Genomic DNA, 20,173 nt, shown 5'->3' on the forward strand with positions numbered 1-20,173 from the left:
AAGTTAAATATAAAGGTTAGTATTAATAATTAGTTTTCAGTATATGAGATATCACTCAGCTGACGTATATGCACTGAAACATCCTCCAATGGAGATCCGTCACCTGAGGTTATAAGTATTTTCCGGGAAACTCCGGGCAACAAATCGAAAAAATTATCCGAGAAGCGTACGCCCTGAACCGGTATTTCTATAAATACATCACGTGCCAGTTGGTCCGATTTCAACGTCAGTTCACAAGCACCGTTTTTCTTTTTTATCTTACAATTTATTTTTGCCTGAGGCAGATGCTGCGCCTTGGGACGCACCGGATAATAAACCTCATCCGAAAGCACCTGACGATCGTGAGCCCCTTTCAACGTCATGTGTATAAACGAAGTAGTTGTATCGCACGCTGCAAAGGCACTATTCCAATCCTCTTCATAGAACAAAGCAGAAGAATTAACCGGCAACTCACCTTTTACTTGATGACGACGCAATACCTTTCCTTTAAAATCCGTCAGTTCAATCTGCAATACAATATCCTTTGTCTTCAGCACATCCGACATAACATAGTATTTCAATTTATCTCCCTCACGGACCGCATCTACCAGTACAGGAGCAAACGCCCGGCGGCTCTGGTAATGCAATGCTTTCCAGTTACCGTAATAGTCGATAGCCGACCAGGAAACAACCGGCCAACTGTCATTAAGCTGCCAGATCAAACTACCCATACAATAAGGACGATTCCGGCGATGAGCTTCCATTCCCTGCCGCATTCCCTGTCCTTGCAGCACAAGTCCCAGATACACCAAGTCCTCAAATTTTTCAGGAACCCGATAATATAATCCCATTGTCTTTTTTATCAGGAAATTACCGATTGAACTTTTCTGATGTGCATTCATCACCGGCGATTCCATGTTATAGTCTTCCGGTGAAGCAAAGGAATGTATCGTCTTCATTTCGGGGAACGACTGAAAGCCAAATTCGCTCATAAAACGAGGTATTTCGGCATCCAGACTTTCGAAAGGTTTCTGCCCGTACCATATTCCCCAGTTATGACTATCTCCATTCTTCCAGGTATTCGGTCTTCCCCAATTGGCTTCATAAGGAGAACTCTCCAGATAAAATCGGCCCGGATCGAGTTCTTTAACCTTTTCCGGCAGTAACCGACGGAACAAAATATCGTAACCATCTGCCAGTTGCTGGTATATCTCGGTACCGTATTTCTTCTTCCAGCCCCAGTATTTCATGCCCTCACTTACTTCATTGTTTCCACACCACATTGCCAGCGAAGCATGATTACGCAGACGTTTAATGTTATAAACCGCTTCTTCCGATACTTGTTTCAGGAAAGCAGGATCATGTGGATAAGGTGTACAAGCAAACATAAAGTCCTGCCACACCAGTATGCCACGTTTGTCGGCTTCTTCGTATAGTGCATCGTCCTCATAAACTCCTCCACCCCATACACGTATCATATTCATGTGTGCAGCCTGTACATCTTCCAGCAGACGGACATACCGCTCACGGGTGACACGTGGCAACAAAGCATCCGAAGGTATCAGATTGGTTCCCTTGGCAAACATCGGAATGCCATTTACTTCAAAATAGAAACTCATACCCAGACTATCCTTCTCTTGTACGACACGTATCGAACGAAGTCCTATCTGATGTTGCTTGCAGGCAACCGTCTTTCCATCAATGGTTACAGAAGCATGAAAATCATATAAAGCAGCCTCTCCCCATCCATTCGGCATCCATAAATGTGGAGATTCAATGTTCAGAGGAAGCGATACCGTATTTACTCCCGGCTGCAAGCTGACAGCCTGCTCTATCATCCGGCTTCTTTCCTGTCCGTACGTGCAGGTAATCTTTACTTGTGCCTCCTGTATCTGGTTGCTGAGATTGTTTATTTCCAGACGATTGTCTACTTCTGCCCGACTGGAAGTGACCGACTCTTGACAAACAAAATAGTCTTCTATTACCGCCTGACCGGCAAATTCCAGACGAACGGGCCGCCAGATACCACAAGTCACCATCCGAATTCCCCAGTCCCATCCATACGAATAAGGAGCCTTGCGTGTGAAAATACTTACCCGTTCGGCACGATGATCATTGGCAGCAGGATAAATAAAACCGTTTGTTTCCCACTGAGGCATCGCTTCACGAAGCGGTGACCGGAAGCTGACAAGCAACTTGTTCTCTCCTTTTCTCAAAAAATGCTTCACTGGAACCCGATAACCAACAAACATATTGTCTGCCTTCAGTATACATGCCCCGTTCAGCGAAACATCGGCATATGTATCAAGCCCTTCAAACACTAAAAATATTTCCTGGTGAGCCAACTGTTCTTCGGTAAGCATAAAAGAAGTCCGATACAACCAGTCTTCATCTTCCACCCATTGTATCTTGTCTTCATTCATCCCGTAAAAAGGATCCGGTAATTTTCCCTGAGCAATCAAATCCTGATGAACCGTACCCGGCACAACAGCAGGCAACCATTCATTGCTTCCATACTTCGAAAACTGCCAGCCGGAATGAAGCGTCAAACTATCGGCTAATGTAGTATTACCTAAAGAAAAGAAGCCCGTTAATAATGCCATCAGGATGATTTTCCACATATCTTTTCAAGTTACAGATTTAAGAATCAATCAATTAAACTTTTCTTCCTGCTCGATGTTACACTAAAATCCGCTCTCCGGCCAACAAGCCGAAAAGATATCCCCCATAGTCGGACTAAAATGCGTTTCAAGCACAAACTCTTCACTCTACATCCAACAAATGACAGCCGAACTTATTTCACTTTCAGCTTGTCAAATCCTTCGCCATACACTCCCACTACATTACTTTGGGAAACGAAAGCATCCGGATCAATATCTTTCACCAGACGGAAAATATCGAGTGATTCCACTTTCTTCGCCAGTACAACAATAACCTTGATGTCTTGCTTGCTATACCAGCCCTGACCGTCGAGCAATGTCACACCACGGTCTATCTTGGTAGAAATGCCTTCTGCTATCTGTTCATATTTCCGCGAGAATATCAGGAACTGGACCGACTGACGGGAACTGTTGATTACATAGTCTATCACGATACTCATGATAAACAATACACAGAAACCGAACAAAACGCGCTTCCAGTCGTGGAAAATGAAATAACACGATGAAATGATTACGATATCACAGTACATCATCATACGTCCCAAGGTAACATCCTTGTACTTGTTGATAATCCATGCAATGATATCAGTTCCTCCCGTACTACCATTGTTGCAGAATACAATACCGATTCCGAAACCCAGCAGTCCGGCACCGATAACACAAGCCATGAACTCCTGCCCCGGTCCAAGAAGCTGAGGAAGATTTCCGGCACTGTTTCTGAACAAAACCTGAAACCACCAAAGCAAGAAAGTCAGCATAAAGATGGCATAGATGGTCTTCACACTGAACTTAGGTCCCAGAATTTTCAAGGCAAATCCCAGAAAAACAGCGTTAATCACAAAGTAAGAAACCTGAATTTCAATACCTGTAGCATAATAAATAATAGCAGCAATACCACTTACTCCACCGGTTGTAATCTGATAAGGCAACAGAAAAGCTACCCATCCCAGCGCATAACATACCAGTCCGAAAGTAATGGCAAGGTAGTCTTTCGACTCCCTGCCTATTTTTTTCTTCAGAATCGCTTCCATATGTCTGCGATTAAAGTACGATGTTTACAATCTTCTTCGGCACGATAATAACCTTCTTCGGAGTTTTGCCTTCAATCCACTTCTGCGACTGTTCATCGCTCATTACGGCTGCCTGAATCGTTTCATTGTCTGCATCGGCAGGGAATTCCATTGTAAAGCGAGCTTTTCCGTTGAAAGAAATCGTATATTTCACACTATCTTCTTTCAGATACTCTTCATTGAATATCGGCCACTGTGCATCACAAACCGAAGTTGTATTGCCCAAAGCTTCCCACAATTCTTCTGCCAGATGTGGAGCAAATGGAGCAATCAACACTACCAGATCACTCATCACAGCCTTGTTACGGCATTTCAGCGAAGTCAGTTCGTTTACACAAATCATAAAGGCACTGATAGACGTATTGTAAGAGAAGGTTTCAATATCACCAGTCACCTTCTTGATCAGCTTATGAATTGCTTTCAGCTCTTCCTTGGTAGGTTCTCCTTCTGCCGGCATGAAATTGCCCTGACGGTCGTAGAACAAGTTCCAGAGTTTCTTCAAGAAACGGTGAACACCGTCGATACCGTTTGTATCCCACGGCTTAGACTGTTCTACCGGTCCGAGGAACATTTCGTACATACGCAGTGTATCGGCACCATACTTCTCGACAATCATATCCGGGTTCACTACGTTGTACATCGATTTACTCATCTTTTCTACAGCCCAGCCGCAGATGTACTTGCCATCTTCCAGAATAAACTCTGCGTTATTGTATTCAGGACGCCAGTTCTTGAAGGCTTCTACATCCAGCACATCGTTCGATACAATATTCACATCGACATGAAGCGGAGTCACTTCGTACTGGTCTTTCAAGCCCAGTGAAACAAATGTATTGGTATCCTTGATACGGTAAACAAAGTTGCTTCGGCCTTGAATCATACCCTGATTGACAAGTTTCTGGAAAGGCTCTTCCTTGATGCTCACACCCAGGTCGAACAGGAACTTGTTCCAGAAGCGAGAATAAATCAAGTGTCCGGTAGCATGTTCCGTACCACCTACGTACAAGTCCACATTCTGCCAGTAACGATCGGCTTTTTCAGAAACCAATGCCTGATCATTGTGCGGATCCATATAACGCAAATAGTAAGCCGATGAACCTGCAAATCCCGGCATAGTATTCAGTTCCAGCGGGAAAACAGTTACGTTGTCTATTTTTGTATTCTCTACCACTTCACCTTTGGTTACATCCCACGCCCACTTGGTAGCATGTCCCAATGGAGGCTCACCTGTTTCGGTAGGTAGGAATTTGTCTACTTCAGGAAGTTCCAGCGGCAACTTGCTTTCGTCTATCATGTAAGGCACACCGTCTTTGTAATAAACCGGGAACGGTTCACCCCAGTAACGCTGGCGGGAGAAAATCGCATCACGCAAACGATAGTTCACTTTCACACGGCCCAACTGATGTTCCTTCACATATTTCTTGGTAGCGGCAATGGCTTCCTTGATAGTCAGTCCGTTCAGGTTCAAATCGCAATAAGGAGTAACTCCAGCTTTCGGCGAATTACATACGATACCTTCCTTGGCATCGAAACTTTCTTCTGATACATCGCAACCTTCTACCAGCGGAATGATAGGCAAGTTGAAGTGTTTTGCAAAAGCATAGTCACGACTGTCGTGAGCCGGAACGGCCATGATAGCTCCCGTACCGTAACCAGCCAATACGTAATCGCTGATCCATACCGGAACAGCCTCTCCTGTAAACGGATTTACGGCATACGAACCACTGAACACGCCTGTTACACGACGGTCGGCGATACGTTCACGTTCGGTACGTTTCTTTGTACGATCCAGATAGGCTTCCACTTCTGCTTTCTGGCCTTCGGTTGTCAGCAGCGGAACAAGCTCACTTTCAGGAGCCAGAACCATGAATGTTACACCAAACATAGTATCGGCACGAGTCGTAAAGATGGTAAATTCCAGATCGCTGTCTTTTACCTTGAAACGAACTTCCGTACCTTCCGAACGGCCGATCCAGTTACGTTGAGTTTCTTTCAGCGAATCGGTCCAGTCTACTGTCTCCAGTCCGTCGAGCAGACGCTGAGCATAAGCCGAAACGCGCAGACACCACTGGCGCATCTTCTTCTGGACAACTGGATAACCTCCTCGTTCTGATACACCATCCACTACTTCATCGTTGGCAAGTACGGTACCCAGTTGCGGACACCAGTTCACCATCGTTTCACCCAGATAAGCAATACGGTAGTTCATCAGTACTTCCTGCTGTTCCTTTTCGCTCTTGGCTTTCCATTCTTCTGCTGTAAAGCTCAGTTCTTCACTGCAAGCTACATCCAGCCCTTCTGTTCCTTTTTCCTCGAAATGCTTGATCAGTTCACTGATAGGTTCAGCTTTTCCACAAGCATTGCAGTAGTAACTGTTGAACATTTTCTGGAAAGCCCACTGAGTCCAGTGGTAATATCCCGGATCACAAGTACGTACCTCGCGGTCCCAGTCGAACGAAAAACCAATCTTGTCCAACTGCTGACGGTAGCGGTTGATGTTATTTACAGTAGTGATAGCCGGATGCTGGCCGGTCTGAATTGCATATTGTTCGGCAGGCAAGCCGTAAGCATCGTACCCCATCGGGTTCAATACATTATAGCCCTGCAAGCGTTTGTAACGAGCATAAATATCGCTGGCAATATATCCCAACGGGTGACCAACGTGAAGTCCTGCTCCCGACGGATAAGGGAACATGTTCAGTACATAGAACTTCTTCTTCGATTCATCTTCGACAACCTTGTAGGTTTTGTTATCCACCCACTTCTGCTGCCATTTTTTCTCGATCTCTCTGAAATTATATTCCATAGTGGTGATTGTATATTTGATTTTTTACTATTTTCCGCAATATCGTGCAAAGATAGTAAGACTTCGGGAATAAACCCGTTTTTTCCGCTAACAAATATCAATCAATCCATTACCTTGCAGCCTATTATCTCTCACCCCTTTCTGGATGTCGGCACAAGCTGTATTTTTTCCGCCCGGAAATGCAGCAAAACATCGGCACGTTTTCACTGAAACGTCACCAGGTTTTCAACGAAACTTACAGGTGTTATAAACAGTCTATGAACAACTGTTCAAATAGCAGTTAATATATTAATTGTCAACAGAAAACCAATGTTAATAAGCCGATTGAAAAAGGAACTGTCAACAGAGCTTTCAACAAACATATCAACATATAAAAAACGATGCACTCCCCTCCTTTCACACACTTGCGAGGAAGTTCATCCGATGACTTGCCCACGCTTATAGAAACAGCTCGCCAGAAACCCTGAAGTTTTTGTACAAAAACAAAAATTTTTTGTACAAAAAATAAAAAAACATGCAGACAAATCCGGCTACACCCGAAGATGTTCCGGACAACTTCTGACGACAGGTTACAGCAACTACCTCCCCAAAAGAAAATTCCCCTCTGCGCCTTTATTTTCCATAAAGTGCAAAGGGGAATTACCCTATCTGATAAATCAGGAAATTACTTTTCGAAATCAGCCCAGTTAGTCAGGCGCATGTCACCCTGCTTGATGAATACCTGATGCATACCCAGCGCAGCCGACAAACTGTGACAAGTCTGCCCTTTTGTAGAAATCTTCAGATAATCCCACAACAACTGCTTGTAATCCGGATGAGCACAATTCTCGATAACAGCCTGTGCACGCTCCATCGGACTCTTTCCTCTCAGGTCGGCAATACCCTGTTCGGTAATAATCACATTGACCGAATGCTCGCTGTGATCCAGATGCGATACCATCGGCACAATAGAACTGATACATCCTCCCTTCGCTGTCGACGGACAAGAGAAGATAGAGATGTAAGCACTGCGGGTAAAGTCGCCCGAACCACCGATACCATTCATCATCTTTGTTCCACAGATATGCGTAGAATTGACATTACCATAAATATCAGCTTCGATAGCCGTATTCATTGAAATAACTCCGATACGGCGAACTACCTCCGGACAGTTGGAGATCTCCGAAGGACGAAGCACCAGCTTATGACGGAAGAAATCCATATTATCGTAAATATCTTGCAGACAATCGTTTGTCACACTGAGCGAACAAGTACTACCAAACTTGATTCTACCCTCTTTTATCAACTTGATGACAGAGTTCTGAATGACCTCCGTATACATCTCAAACGGCGGAATACTGGGGTCCTTACCCAGTGCGCTGAGTACCGCATTGGCAATGTTTCCTACCCCCGACTGCAATGGCAGGAAGGTAGACGGGATAATTCCCCGACGCATGTCCGCAGCCAGAAAATCGGCAACATTCTGCCCGATCTTATCCGTTACGGGATCCGGATCGTGGAAACCACGTGCCTCATCCGGAAGATTCACTTCTACCACCCCGACAATCTTTTCCGGATTCACCTGAATATAAGGCAATCCGATCCGGTCGCTGGGACGGACGATAGGAATCGGACGACGATATGGAGGACGCTCCATTTCGTACAAGTCATGCACCCCTATCAAACTTTTACTGTGAGCTGCATTCAATTCTACAATCACACGGTCGGCCAGGCGAGCAATGGTTGGCGAAATACCTACCCCTGCCGTCAGATAAATCCGTCCGTCGGCTGTAATTTCACACGCCTCGATTATCGCAGTAGTAACATGTCCCAAAAATCCGGAACGCAAACGCTGTGCCACTTGCGACAAATGTATATCTGTATAATTGATTTCGCCGGCATTTACAGCCTTTCGGAAGTCTGCATTGGTAGTATATGGTGCACGAAAATGAATAGCATGAGCACGCGTCAGCACCCCGTCGCAAGAATCTCCCGTAGAAGCTCCAGTAATGATCCCAATCTGAAAGTGTTCTCCCCTGGCGTGTTTCTCTTCTGCCTGCCTGGCAAGCTCTGCCGTTACGGCTTTCGGACTTCCTGCTGGTGTAAACCCGCTCAGGGCGATAATCTCTCCATCTTTTATCAGGCTGGCAGCTTCGGCTGCGGTCATAAAGTTATAATTCATGGTATTAGGTGTTTTTATAATTGTTAGTATTAAACTTACATTGTTTCCGGTTAATATTTACGGTTAAAGATTTCAGAATAAATGAATGCACGCCGTGCTTCTTCCGGTGTACTCAAACGGATATTTTTTTCCGACACTGCCGGCTGGGCAATACGAGGCGATGGCTTTTTCTGCGGTTCGACAGCTACTTCCCGCCTCTTTTTACTTTCTCCTTTAACCTTTCTATTTTTCTTGTTATCAACATATTGGGCTACGGAGTCACTACCTTTATCCGGTACTATTTCTTCCTTCTTCCCGACAACTGGAATCGGCTTTGCCGTTTTCCTGCGGGAAACAGTATTTTTCGTCTTTTTCTTCTTGGCATAATTCTGACAGGCGGCCAAGGCAATAGCCGCTACTACAACAAGTATGCTTACCACATCGTCCATAGTCTACCAAAATGTTAAGGATTTGCTCAAAGATACTAATAAATATAACACATTCATGGATTTTAGGGAAGAAACTCATATCTTTGCAAATGAATTTATTAAATAATAACATACCATTATGACAAAAGAAGCTACGGGAGCGGACTTTAAATCCGCAACCGAACTGGAAACCAAAAAACTGTTTATTGAAACTTACGGTTGTCAGATGAATGTGGCAGACAGCGAAGTCATCGCATCTATCATGCAGATGGCAGGATATGCGCCATGCGAGAGCCTGGACGAAGCTGATGCTGTATTTATGAACACTTGTTCTATCCGTGACAACGCAGAACAGAAAATCCTGAACCGTCTGGAATTTTTCCACTCGCTGAAGAAAAAACGCAAGCATCTTATCGTAGGTGTATTGGGGTGTATGGCTGAACGCGTAAAAAACGACCTGATCGAAAACCATCATGTCGATCTGGTAGCGGGACCGGATGCTTACCTGACCTTGCCCGACTTGATTGGTGCCGTCGAAGCAGGAGAGAAGGCTATCAACGTAGAACTGTCAACAACAGAGACTTATCGCGATGTCATCCCGTCACGAATCTGTGGAAATCACATTTTCGGCTTTGTATCTATCATGCGCGGATGTAACAATTTCTGCCATTACTGTATCGTGCCTTACACTCGCGGACGTGAACGAAGCCGTGATGTGGAAAGTATCTTAAACGAAGTGCACGATTTGCAATGCAAGGGTTATAAGGAAGTGACTCTGTTGGGTCAGAATGTAAACTCGTACCGTTTCGAACGGGAAGGAGAGGTGGTAACATTCCCGATGCTGCTACGTATCGTTGCCGAGGCTGTACCCGAAATGCGTGTACGCTTTACTACTTCACATCCCAAAGACATGAGCGACGAAACACTGCACGTCATAGCCGATGTACCTAACGTATGCAAGCACATACATTTGCCGGTACAGAGCGGAAGTTCACGTATTCTGAAACTGATGAACCGTAAATATACGCGCGAATGGTATCTGGAAAGGGTAGAGGCAATCCGCCGTATCATACCCGACTGTGGACTGAGTACGGATATTTTCTCCGGTTTTCATTCTGAAACGGAAGAAGATCATCAGATGAGCCTCTCACTGATGCGTGAATGTGCATACGACTCTGCTTTTATGTTTAAGTACTCTGAGCGTCCGGGAACTTATGCCTCCAAACATTTGCCCGACGACGTACCCGAAGAAGTCAAGATACGCCGTCTGAATGAAATGATAGAGCTACAGAATCAGTTGTCGGCCGAAAGCAATGCCCGCGATGTAGGCAAAACCTTCGAAGTACTGGTAGAAGGGGTGTCCAAGCGCTCGAAAGAACAACTGTTCGGACGAACTGAACAAAATAAGGTAGTGGTATTCGACCGGGGTACACACCGCATCGGCGATTTTGTACGCGTACGTATCACCGAATCGAGTTCTGCGACACTGAAAGGTATCGAAGTTACTGAATAACAAAAACAAATTTCATATTTTACAATCAAAAAAATCGAAAAGAAACGATGAAAAGAAGAATCACGCTCAGTTGGCTGCTCATGGCGTTAATCTGTTTGCCCATGTTCGCCCAGATGCAAGATCCGGTACGATTCAAGACCGAATGGAAAAATCTTTCGGCCAATGAAGCAGAAATTATTTTTACTGGTACAATGGACCAGGGCTGGCATGTTTATTCTACCGACCTGCAAGAAGGCGGTCCTACTTCCGCAACTTTCAACATCGACAAGATAGAAGGTGCTGAATTAGTTGGTAAACTTACTCCGGTAGGAAAAGAAATCAAACAAATGGACCCTATCTTCGATATGGAAGTGAAATTCTTCGAAGGTACAGCTAAGTTCTCGCAGAAGGTCAAACTGACTGGAGGTAATTATCTGGTGACTGGTTATCTGGAATATGGCGCATGCAACGACCAAAACTGCTTGCCGCCTACCAGCGTAGATTTTTCATATAAAGGAACTGCTGCCGGAGCCGCTTCGACAACATCTGCCGATGCAAAAGCAGCGGAAGAGACTGCAACCGACCAGCCAGTCGAGACAGCCGATTCTGCCACAGTAGCTGCTCCGCAAACTTTGCAGGACGCTACAGATTACTGGAAACCGGTTATCAAAGAACTTTCCAGCTATGGAAGTAATGAAGAGCAGGAATCACATTCCTGGATTTACATTTTCTTTACCGGACTGGTAGGAGGTCTTCTCGCCTTGTTTACTCCTTGTGTATGGCCTATTATCCCGATGACTGTCAGCTTCTTCCTGAAACGTACAAAGGATAAGAAAAAAGGTATTCGCGATGCATGGACTTATGGTGCCTCTATCGTAGTTATCTACGTAGCACTGGGACTTGCCATTACATTGATTTTTGGAGCGAGCGCACTTAATGCATTGTCTACCAATGCCATCTTCAACATCTTGTTCTTCCTGATGCTGGTTGTTTTCGCTGCTTCTTTCTTCGGCGCATTCGAAATTACCTTACCGTCTAAGTGGAGCAATGCCGTCGACAGCAAGGCAGAAGCAACAACAGGTTTGCTTAGCATCTTCCTTATGGCATTTACCTTGTCGTTGGTATCTTTCTCTTGTACTGGTCCTATCATCGGCTTCTTGTTGGTAGAAGTTTCTACTACAGGTAGCGTAGTTGCTCCGGCTATCGGTATGTTGGGCTTCGCTATCGCACTGGCTTTACCGTTCACCCTCTTTGCAATGTTCCCGTCATGGCTGAAGTCTATGCCTAAATCTGGAGGCTGGATGAACGTCATCAAAGTAGTACTGGGATTCCTGGAACTGGCATTCGCATTGAAATTCTTGTCGGTTGCCGACCTGGCATACGGTTGGAGATTGCTCGACCGTGAAACGTTCCTGGCACTCTGGATTGTAATCTTTGCTTTATTAGGTATGTATCTGCTGGGCAAAATCAAGTTCCCGCACGATGATGATAACAATAAAGTAGGGGTGGGACGTTTCTTCCTGGCACTGATCTCACTGGCTTTTGCCGTATATATGATTCCAGGACTTTGGGGAGCACCTTTGAAAGCTGTCAGTGCTTTCGCACCTCCCATGCAGACTCAGGACTTCAATTTATATAAGAACGAAGTACATGCTAAATTCACCGACTTTGATGCGGGTATGGAATATGCTCGTCAGAACAATAAACCAGTCATGATCGACTTTACCGGATATGGTTGCGTAAATTGCCGTAAGATGGAACTTGCCGTATGGACCGATCCGAAAGTAAGTCAATTGCTGAACGACGATTATGTACTTATTACATTGTACGTCGACGAAAAGGCCAAACTTCCGGAACCGATAAAGGTTACAGAAAATGGAACAGAACGCACCTTGCGCACGATAGGCGACAAATGGAGCTATCTACAACGCTCTAAATTTGGAGCCAATGCACAGCCGTTCTACGTATTGCTCGACAACGAAGGTATGCCTCTGAACAAGTCATATTCGTACGATGAAGACATCGCCAAGTACGTAGACTTCCTCCAGACTGGTCTGAAGAACTACAAGAAATAATATTCTTCGATAGAATACAAATTGGAAAAGCTTCCGGAAACTAATAAATAAAAGTATCCGGGAGCTTTTTTAATTTCCAACTTATAATTCCACAAATAAAAAGTTACAGATAAAGTAAATCAGATGCTTACTTTATATACTCTTAAAGAACCTTAACAAAAGAGTCTTTATACCCGATTTATTTGTTATTTTGCAGCAAATTAGGGAATAAAGTGAATATACTCAATATAGATACATGTCCCCTCTGCGGAAAAAAGCATTTCGAAGAGGTGCTGACTTGCACAGATCATTATGCGACCGGTGAAAAATTTACTATTTACCGCTGTACGGCGTGTGGCTTTCTGTTTACACAGCATGTACCCGATGAAAGTGTAATAGGCCGGTATTACGAGTCGCCGGATTACATTTCACATACGGATACGCGTAAGGGACTGGCAAACCGCCTGTACCATTATGTACGCGGATATATGCTGGGAAGAAAAGCGGCACTGATAGAACGGATTTGTGGAACTCGAAACGGTGAACTACTCGACATCGGTACGGGTACTGGATATTTCAGCCGATATATGCAAAAACGAGGCTGGAAAGTTTCGGCTATCGAGAAAAGTCCGCAGGCACGGGCATTTGCACGGGAACACTTCGGACTGGAAGTAGGTGCTCCTGAGGTATTGGCTACTTATGGAAAGGGTGCTTTCGATGTGGTCACGTTGTGGCACGTCATGGAACACCTGCAAGATATTAACGGTACATGGCAACGACTCTCTGAAATACTGAAGGAAAAGGGAGTACTGGTAGTTGCAGTGCCTAATCCTTGTTCGTTCGATGCCCAACATTACAAAGAGGTATGGGCAGCATATGATGTACCACGTCATTTGTGGCATTTTACACCATCGGCTATGCAACAATTCGGGGCAAAGTTCGGATTTATCTTAACCGAACGGCATCCGATGCCATTTGATGCGTTTTATGTTTCAATGCTTTCGGAAAAATATCGGGGAAGCCGTATGTCTTTCTTGAAAGGGATGGTTACGGGAACAGAAGCGTGGTTTGCTTCGCTGGTAAAAAAGGAACGAAGCAGTTCCATGATTTATGTATTCAGAAAAAAATAAGGTTATGAGCAGAAAATCAGGGTCTTTCTTTGATATGCAGTTTATAACGTCGAGCATCAGTACGATGCTGGTGCTGCTCCTGCTGGGGATAGTGGTCTTCTTTGTAATGGCTGCCAACAATCTTTCTGTATATGTCCGCGAAAATATTGCGTTCTCGGTATTGGTGAGTGACGATATGAAGGAGCCGGATATCTTGCATTTCCAAAAGCAACTGAACAAGGAACCTTATGTGAAACAGACTACTTATATTTCGAAAGCTCAGGCTTTGAAAGAGCAGACGGAGGCTATGGGGACGGATCCCGCGGAGTTCTTAGGACATAATCCGTTTACGGCTTCTATCGAAATCAAATTGAATGCTGATTATGCTAATTCGGACAGTATCGCATGGATAAAGGATGAGATTCAATCGAATAAGCAGGTTATAGAAATCAATTACCCGCAAGACTTGCTGGATGCTGTAAACAGCAATATCCGGAAAATCAGTATCGTACTGTTGGGACTGGCTGCACTGCTGACTTTGATCTCGTTTGCATTGATTAATAATACAATTCGACTGGCAGTTTACTCCAAACGGTTTATCATTCATACCATGAAACTGGTGGGGGCAAGCTGGTCGTTTATCCGACGGCCGTTCTTAATTCGGAATGTATGGATCGGAATACTGGCTGCAACAATGGCGGATGCAATTCTGATAGGACTGGCTTACATGCTGGTAAAATATGAACCGGATTTACTCGCTGTTGTTACTCCTGAGGTGATGATTACGGTTATGGGATCGGTGTTCGTTTTCGGAGTGATAATTACTTCTGCATGTGCACTTATCTCAATCAACAAGTATCTCCGAATGAAGGTGAGCGAGTTATACTATATATAAAAAGAAATAGATACTAACTAATCAATATTTCATAGTAACATGGACAAAAAGAATTTTGCCTTTGATAAGACGAACTTCATCCTGCTGGCAGCAGGTATGGTGGTGATTATCATCGGTTTCCTGCTGATGTCGGGCCCTGGCTCGACAGAAACAACATTTGAGCCTGATATTTTCAGTGTACGACGTATCAAAGTGGCTCCGGTGGTTTGCTTCCTGGGATTTATTTTTATGATTTATGGTATACTGCGAAAACCAAAGAGTACGCAGGATAATGATAATAATGTAGCGGAATGAGCTGGATAGAAGCATTAATTTTGGGAATTCTGCAGGGACTGACGGAATACTTACCTGTGAGTAGTAGTGGACATCTGGCTATCGGATCGGCACTGTTCGGTATTGAAGGAGAGGAAAATCTGACATTTACAATCGTAGTGCATGTGGCTACGGTGTTGAGTACGTTGGTTATTTTATGGAAAGAAATCGACTGGATATTCCGCGGATTGTTTAAATGGCAGTTGAATGAGGAAACGAAATATGTACTGAACATCATTATTTCAATGATTCCTATAGGTATTGTTGGGGTGTTCTTTAAGGATTATGTAGAGGATATTTTCGGCTCAGGACTGCTGATTGTAGGCTGCATGCTCTTGCTGACAGCTGTACTGCTGGCTTTCTCGTATTACGCAAAACCAAGACAGAAGGAACGCATCAGTATGAAGGATGCGTTTATCATCGGACTGGCTCAGGCTTGTGCTGTAATGCCCGGATTGTCGCGCTCGGGTAGTACGATTGCTACAGGACTGATTTTAGGAAATAAGAAAGAAACGCTGGCACAATTCTCGTTTTTAATGGTGATACCACCTATTTTGGGAGAAGCGTTGCTGGATGGAATGAAGATTATGAAGGATGCTTCGGTCGCTACTGCCAGCATCAGTACAACCTCGCTGGTTGTGGGCTTTCTGGCGGCTTTCATTTCTGGATGCGTCGCTTGTAAATGGATGATTAATATTGTGAAGAAAGGTAAGCTGATCTGGTTTGGCGTATATTGTGCCATCGTGGGTATTATAACCATCATTGCCAGCTTGTAACGATAAAAACAAACGGATGAACTTTAAAGAAGGAGAAGTGTTATACTTTGACAAGCCGCTACGATGGACATCGTTCGCGCTTGTGAATAAGGTGAGATACCATATCAGCCGTAAACTGGGAGTAAAAAAGATTAAGGTGGGACATGCGGGAACCCTTGACCCTTTGGCAACCGGAGTAATGATTGTCTGTACGGGAAAGGCCACCAAACGAATCGAGGAGTTCCAGTATCATACGAAGGAGTATATTGCAACACTGAAGTTAGGGGCGACAACACCGTCGTACGACCTGGAAAAAGAGATTGACGCAACTTATCCTACGGAGCATATCACTCGACAGTTGGTGGAAGACACGCTGAAAAATTTCGTAGGGACAATCGAACAGATACCACCAGCTTTCTCGGCTTGTAAGGTGGACGGAAAAAGAGCTTACGACCTTGCCCGAAAAGGGAATGAGGTGGAACTTAAGCCTAAAACATTAGTGATCGACGAAATTGAGCTGCTGGAATGTGACTTGCCGGTAATAAAAATACGGGTGGTATGCAGCAAGGGAACATATATCCGTGCTCTGGCACGCGACATCGGTGAAGCACTGGGAAGCGGAGCACATCTGATCGGTCTGATACGAACCCGGGTAGGAGAGGTTAAACTGGAAGACTGTATGCAGGTAGAGAACTTTGAAACATGGCTCGACCAACAAGATATAGAAATTACAAACGATTAAGGAAAGGATAATTAAGATGAAACTGTCACAATTTAAATTTAAATTGCCGGAAGAGAAAATTGCATTACATCCTGCAAAGTACAGAGATGAGTCGCGACTGATGGTGGTTCACAAGGCTACCGGACAGATAGAACATGTGATATTCAAGGATATCTTGAATTATTTTGATGACAAGGACGTATTTATCTTTAATGATACAAAGGTATTTCCTGCACGTTTATATGGTAATAAAGAAAAAACCGGAGCACGTATTGAAGTGTTCTTGTTGCGTGAGCTGAATGAGGAACTGCGCCTGTGGGATGTTCTGGTAGATCCGGCTCGTAAAATACGTATCGGAAACAAATTGTACTTCGGAGATGATGATTCGATGGTAGCGGAAGTTATCGATAATACAACTTCACGCGGACGTACACTGCGTTTCTTGTACGACGGACCGCATGACGAATTCAAAAAGGCTCTGTATGCACTCGGTGAACCACCGTTGCCTCCATTTATTCACCGTCCGGCAGAACCGGAAGATGAAGAACGCTTCCAGACAATATTTGCCAAGAATGAAGGAGCAGTAACCGTTCCAGCTGCTGGATTGCACTTTAGCCGTGAGCTGATGAAGCGTATGGAAATCAAAGGCATTGAATTCTCTTTCATTACAATGCATTGTGGATTGGGAGGCTTCCGCGATATTGACGTGGAAGATCTGACTAAACATAAAATGGATTCGGAACAGATGTTTGTAGAGTCTGAGGCTTGCCGTATCGTAAACGATGCAAAGGACCGTGGCAACAAGGTATGCGCTGTAGGCACAAGTGTAATGCGTGCCATTGAAACAGCTGTAGGTACCGACGGACGACTGAAAGAGTTTGAGGGATGGACCAATAAGTTTATTTTCCCGCCATATGAATTCTCGCTGGCAGACGCAATGGTCAGCAACTTCCATATGCCATTGTCTACCATGCTGATGCTGGTTTGCTCGTATGGTGGCTACGAGCTGATTATGGATGCATACAACATCGCATTGAAAGAGGGATATCGCTTCGGTACATATGGCGACGCAATGCTGATTTTGGATAAATAAACGTACAATTATGGCTAAGGTTTACTTAGGTCTGGGTACGAATATGGGCAATAAAGAAGCAAATTTACGTATTGCTGTTCAATTGATAAATGAAAGGATAGGGAAGGTGACTTCCCTATCTTCTTTTTATGAAACGGCTCCATGGGGATTTGTTTCGGAAAATAGTTTTCTGAATGCAGCTGCTTGTGTGGAAACACAACGGACGCCTGAGGAGGTACTGCATTTGACTCAGACGATTGAAAAGGAACTGGGCAGAACGCTCAAATCGAAAAATGGTGTATACTGTGATCGTATCATTGATATCGACTTGCTGATGTACGGAGAGGTCACCTTGCAGTCACCGGAACTGACTTTACCGCATCCACTGATGACTGAACGGGAATTTGTTCTGGAACCACTGGCTGAAATTGCTGGAAACGTAGTACATCCGGTATTAAAACAAACCATCGGGGAACTATATACTTTGTATAAAGCTATGTTAAAAGAAGAATAATTTGTAATTATTCCAATTTATATCTGTATTTTTGCACCCGAAAATAAAAGTGGAAAGATTTGAGTAGCTTGCAACCACGGAAAAAAATGCTAAAACACATAGTAAACCCTTCCCTGATACAATTTCTACTCTGTCCGTACACGGATAATATTTAACTAATCCTTTTAATAGTAAAGACATGGGATATTTATTCACATCCGAATCGGTGTCGGAAGGACACCCCGATAAAGTGGCGGATCAGATTTCCGACGCTGTGCTTGACAAACTGTTGGCTTATGACCCCAGTTCAAAAGTAGCTTGCGAAACGCTGGTAACTACCGGACAGGTGGTACTGGCAGGAGAAGTGAAAACGAAAGCATACATCGACCTGCAACGTGTGGCACGTGAGGTTATCAACAAGATTGGCTATACCAAAAGCGAATATATGTTCGAAGGTAATTCGTGTGGCGTATTCTCGGCTATCCACGAACAGAGTCCTGATATCAATCGTGGAGTGGAACGCGAAGACCCGATGAACCAGGGGGCCGGCGACCAGGGTATGATGTTCGGCTATGCTACCAATGAAACTGAAAACTATATGCCGTTGTCACTCGATCTGGCACATAAGTTACTGATGGTACTGGCTGAAATCCGCCGTGAAGGTAAGGTCATGACTTACTTACGTCCGGACTCTAAAAGCCAGGTAACCATAGAATATGATGACAACCGCCGCCCGGTACGTATCGATACGATTGTGGTGTCTACGCAGCATGATGAATTTATCAAACCGACTGACGACTCGAAAGAGGCTCAGTTGAAAGCAGACGAGGAAATGTTGGCAAAAATCCGCAAGGATGTTATCGAAATCTTGATGCCACGCGTTATCTCGGAAATTCATAATCCGGAAGTCCTGAAACTGTTCAACGACCAGATCAAGTATCATGTAAATCCGACCGGCAAATTCGTTATCGGTGGTCCGCACGGTGATACGGGATTGACCGGACGTAAGATTATCGTGGATACATACGGTGGTGCAGGTGCTCATGGTGGTGGTGCGTTCTCTGGCAAAGACCCCAGCAAGGTAGACCGTAGTGCTGCTTATGCGGCTCGTCACATTGCCAAGAACCTGGTAGCTGCCGGTGTTGCCGATGAGGTACTGGTTCAGGTTTCATACGCAATCGGTGTTGCACGACCAATTAACATTTATGTTAATACATACGGACGCAGCAAAGTAGCAATGAGCGACGGAGAAATCGCAAAGAAGGTGGACGAGATTTTCGACATGCGCCCACGTGCTATCGAAGAACGCCTGAAACTGCGTAACCCGATTTATAGTGAAACTGCGGCTTACGGACACATGGGACGTGAACCGAAAGTGGTTACAAAACATTTTGAATCGGCATACGAAGGTAATAAGGATGTAGAGGTAGAACTCTTCACTTGGGAGAAGCTGGATTATGTAGATAAGGTTAAAGCTGCTTTCGGAATAAAATAACAGATTGTTAAGCAGAAACATAAATGGATGAGGAATATTCCGGCAGGTGTATTCCTCATTTTTTTGTCTTTTATTCTTGAATATATACTGATGAACAATATTAAAAATGTATGTGTATATAGTGCCTCGAGCACTAAAATAGACCAGTCGTATTTTGATGCGGCTCATAGACTGGGAGAAATACTCGCCTCACAGCATATTAATCTGATTAACGGAGCAGGATGCCTGGGGCTGATGCGGGCTATCAGTGATGCGGCTTTAGAGGCCGGGGGAACGGTTACTGGAGTTATTCCACATTTCATGGTAGAGCAGGGATGGCATCACAAGGGCTTGACCCGACTGATTGAAACGGAAACCATGCATGAAAGAAAACGTATCATGGCAGATATGTCGGATGGAATCATTGCACTGCCGGGAGGATGCGGCACTCTGGAGGAACTGCTGGAAATTATCACCTGGAAGCAGTTGGGACTGTATCTGAAGCCTATTGTTATCTTAAATATCAACAACTTTTACAACCCATTGTTAGAGATGCTGGAACAGGCTATCGAACAGAATTTCATGCGCCGTGAACATGGAGCAATCTGGCATGTGGCAAATACCCCCGAAGAGGCTGTAAATTTATTATATAATACACCGATATGGAGCAAAGAAATTCGTAAATTTGCCGCGATATGAGCAACGTCTGCCAA

General features: G+C 44.5%; 16 protein-coding genes. 11 read left to right on the plus strand and 5 right to left on the minus strand.

Translation table 11 applies throughout. The features are described 5' to 3' along the window. Nucleotides 1–29 precede the first annotated feature (29 nt). The 5 genes from ACZM60_RS00740 to ACZM60_RS00760 all read right to left on the minus strand — a co-directional run bounded on the left by ACZM60_RS00740 (nt 30) and on the right by ACZM60_RS00760 (nt 9,104). Nucleotides 30–2,582: a beta-mannosidase gene (locus ACZM60_RS00740; RefSeq protein ID WP_489520565.1), complete on the minus strand. Its 2,553-nt coding sequence runs from the start codon at nt 2,580–2,582 to the stop codon at nt 30–32. 191 nt (nt 2,583–2,773) lie between these two features. Further along, nucleotides 2,774–3,670, minus strand: coding sequence for a YitT family protein (locus tag ACZM60_RS00745; RefSeq protein WP_021970267.1), 897 nt, complete (start codon nt 3,668–3,670; stop codon nt 2,774–2,776). 10 nt (nt 3,671–3,680) lie between these two features. Further along, nucleotides 3,681–6,515 carry a leucine--tRNA ligase gene (gene leuS / locus ACZM60_RS00750; protein ID WP_021970268.1) on the minus strand — a complete coding sequence of 945 codons (2,835 nt, stop codon included), beginning with the start codon at nt 6,513–6,515 and terminating at the stop codon, nt 3,681–3,683. Nucleotides 6,516–7,179: 664 nt separating this feature from the next. Then, nucleotides 7,180–8,676: a butyryl-CoA:acetate CoA transferase gene (locus ACZM60_RS00755; protein WP_021970269.1), complete on the minus strand. Its 1,497-nt coding sequence runs from the start codon at nt 8,674–8,676 to the stop codon at nt 7,180–7,182. A 50-nt stretch (nt 8,677–8,726) separates the two neighbouring features. After that, nucleotides 8,727–9,104 (minus strand): hypothetical protein, encoded by a 378-nt coding sequence (locus tag ACZM60_RS00760; protein WP_489520548.1) that lies wholly within the window; start codon nt 9,102–9,104, stop codon nt 8,727–8,729. A 118-nt stretch (nt 9,105–9,222) separates the two neighbouring features. On the opposite strand from ACZM60_RS00760, the gene miaB reads away from it, so the two are divergent. From miaB to ACZM60_RS00815, 11 genes are all read left to right on the plus strand, one after another. Further along, entirely contained in the window at nt 9,223–10,596 is a 1,374-nt protein-coding gene (gene miaB / locus ACZM60_RS00765; protein WP_489520549.1) for a tRNA (N6-isopentenyl adenosine(37)-C2)-methylthiotransferase MiaB, read from the plus strand. A 47-nt stretch (nt 10,597–10,643) separates the two neighbouring features. Then, the gene (locus ACZM60_RS00770; protein ID WP_489520550.1) at nt 10,644–12,650 is read left to right on the plus strand and encodes a protein-disulfide reductase DsbD family protein; all 2,007 of its coding nucleotides are present in this window, start codon (nt 10,644–10,646) and stop codon (nt 12,648–12,650) included. Nucleotides 12,651–12,862: 212 nt separating this feature from the next. Next, nucleotides 12,863–13,759, plus strand: coding sequence for a class I SAM-dependent methyltransferase (locus ACZM60_RS00775; protein WP_489520551.1), 897 nt, complete (start codon nt 12,863–12,865; stop codon nt 13,757–13,759). Nucleotides 13,760–13,763: 4 nt separating this feature from the next. Next, complete coding sequence (locus ACZM60_RS00780; RefSeq protein ID WP_340319830.1) at nt 13,764–14,633, plus strand: cell division protein FtsX; 870 nt, start codon at nt 13,764–13,766, stop codon at nt 14,631–14,633. A gap of 39 nt (nt 14,634–14,672) precedes the next feature. Next, on the plus strand, nt 14,673–14,927 hold the full coding sequence (locus tag ACZM60_RS00785; protein WP_021970275.1) for a DUF3098 domain-containing protein: 255 nt from the start codon (nt 14,673–14,675) through the stop codon (nt 14,925–14,927). Next, complete coding sequence (locus ACZM60_RS00790) at nt 14,924–15,721, plus strand: undecaprenyl-diphosphate phosphatase (RefSeq protein WP_340319829.1); 798 nt, start codon at nt 14,924–14,926, stop codon at nt 15,719–15,721. Before ACZM60_RS00785 ends, ACZM60_RS00790 begins: the two co-directional genes overlap by 4 nt. A 16-nt stretch (nt 15,722–15,737) precedes the next feature. Continuing rightward, nucleotides 15,738–16,442, plus strand: coding sequence for a tRNA pseudouridine(55) synthase TruB (gene truB / locus ACZM60_RS00795; RefSeq protein WP_021970277.1), 705 nt, complete (start codon nt 15,738–15,740; stop codon nt 16,440–16,442). A 16-nt stretch (nt 16,443–16,458) separates the two neighbouring features. Next, nucleotides 16,459–17,514, plus strand: coding sequence for a tRNA preQ1(34) S-adenosylmethionine ribosyltransferase-isomerase QueA (gene queA, locus ACZM60_RS00800; protein WP_340319827.1), 1,056 nt, complete (start codon nt 16,459–16,461; stop codon nt 17,512–17,514). 10 nt (nt 17,515–17,524) lie between these two features. Further along, complete coding sequence (gene folK, locus ACZM60_RS00805) at nt 17,525–18,007, plus strand: 2-amino-4-hydroxy-6-hydroxymethyldihydropteridine diphosphokinase (protein WP_021970645.1); 483 nt, start codon at nt 17,525–17,527, stop codon at nt 18,005–18,007. Nucleotides 18,008–18,185: 178 nt separating this feature from the next. Then, nucleotides 18,186–19,481 (plus strand): methionine adenosyltransferase, encoded by a 1,296-nt coding sequence (gene metK, locus ACZM60_RS00810; RefSeq protein ID WP_021970644.1) that lies wholly within the window; start codon nt 18,186–18,188, stop codon nt 19,479–19,481. A 90-nt stretch (nt 19,482–19,571) separates the two neighbouring features. Then, a complete protein-coding gene (locus ACZM60_RS00815) occupies nt 19,572–20,159 on the plus strand; it encodes an LOG family protein (RefSeq protein WP_489520552.1) in 588 nt (195 codons plus the stop codon). Nucleotides 20,160–20,173 lie beyond the last annotated feature (14 nt).

Source organism: Phocaeicola sp. (assembly GCF_057861905.1).

Bases quoted from the DNA above. Each gene is read 5' to 3' on its own strand.
- ACZM60_RS00770 (WP_489520550.1), top strand. From the start codon at position 10,644: ATGAAAAGAAGAATCACGCTCAGTTGGCTGCTCATGGCGTTAATCTGT.
- ACZM60_RS00815 (WP_489520552.1), top strand. From the start codon at position 19,572: ATGAACAATATTAAAAATGTATGTGTATATAGTGCCTCGAGCACTAAA.
- ACZM60_RS00760 (WP_489520548.1), bottom strand. From the start codon at position 9,104: ATGGACGATGTGGTAAGCATACTTGTTGTAGTAGCGGCTATTGCCTTG.
- truB (WP_021970277.1), top strand. From the start codon at position 15,738: ATGAACTTTAAAGAAGGAGAAGTGTTATACTTTGACAAGCCGCTACGA.
- ACZM60_RS00785 (WP_021970275.1), top strand. From the start codon at position 14,673: ATGGACAAAAAGAATTTTGCCTTTGATAAGACGAACTTCATCCTGCTG.
- queA (WP_340319827.1), top strand. From the start codon at position 16,459: ATGAAACTGTCACAATTTAAATTTAAATTGCCGGAAGAGAAAATTGCA.
- ACZM60_RS00780 (WP_340319830.1), top strand. From the start codon at position 13,764: ATGAGCAGAAAATCAGGGTCTTTCTTTGATATGCAGTTTATAACGTCG.
- miaB (WP_489520549.1), top strand. From the start codon at position 9,223: ATGACAAAAGAAGCTACGGGAGCGGACTTTAAATCCGCAACCGAACTG.
- ACZM60_RS00740 (WP_489520565.1), bottom strand. From the start codon at position 2,582: ATGGCATTATTAACGGGCTTCTTTTCTTTAGGTAATACTACATTAGCC.
- leuS (WP_021970268.1), bottom strand. From the start codon at position 6,515: ATGGAATATAATTTCAGAGAGATCGAGAAAAAATGGCAGCAGAAGTGG.
- ACZM60_RS00745 (WP_021970267.1), bottom strand. From the start codon at position 3,670: ATGGAAGCGATTCTGAAGAAAAAAATAGGCAGGGAGTCGAAAGACTAC.
- ACZM60_RS00755 (WP_021970269.1), bottom strand. From the start codon at position 8,676: ATGAATTATAACTTTATGACCGCAGCCGAAGCTGCCAGCCTGATAAAA.
- folK (WP_021970645.1), top strand. From the start codon at position 17,525: ATGGCTAAGGTTTACTTAGGTCTGGGTACGAATATGGGCAATAAAGAA.
- metK (WP_021970644.1), top strand. From the start codon at position 18,186: ATGGGATATTTATTCACATCCGAATCGGTGTCGGAAGGACACCCCGAT.
- ACZM60_RS00790 (WP_340319829.1), top strand. From the start codon at position 14,924: ATGAGCTGGATAGAAGCATTAATTTTGGGAATTCTGCAGGGACTGACG.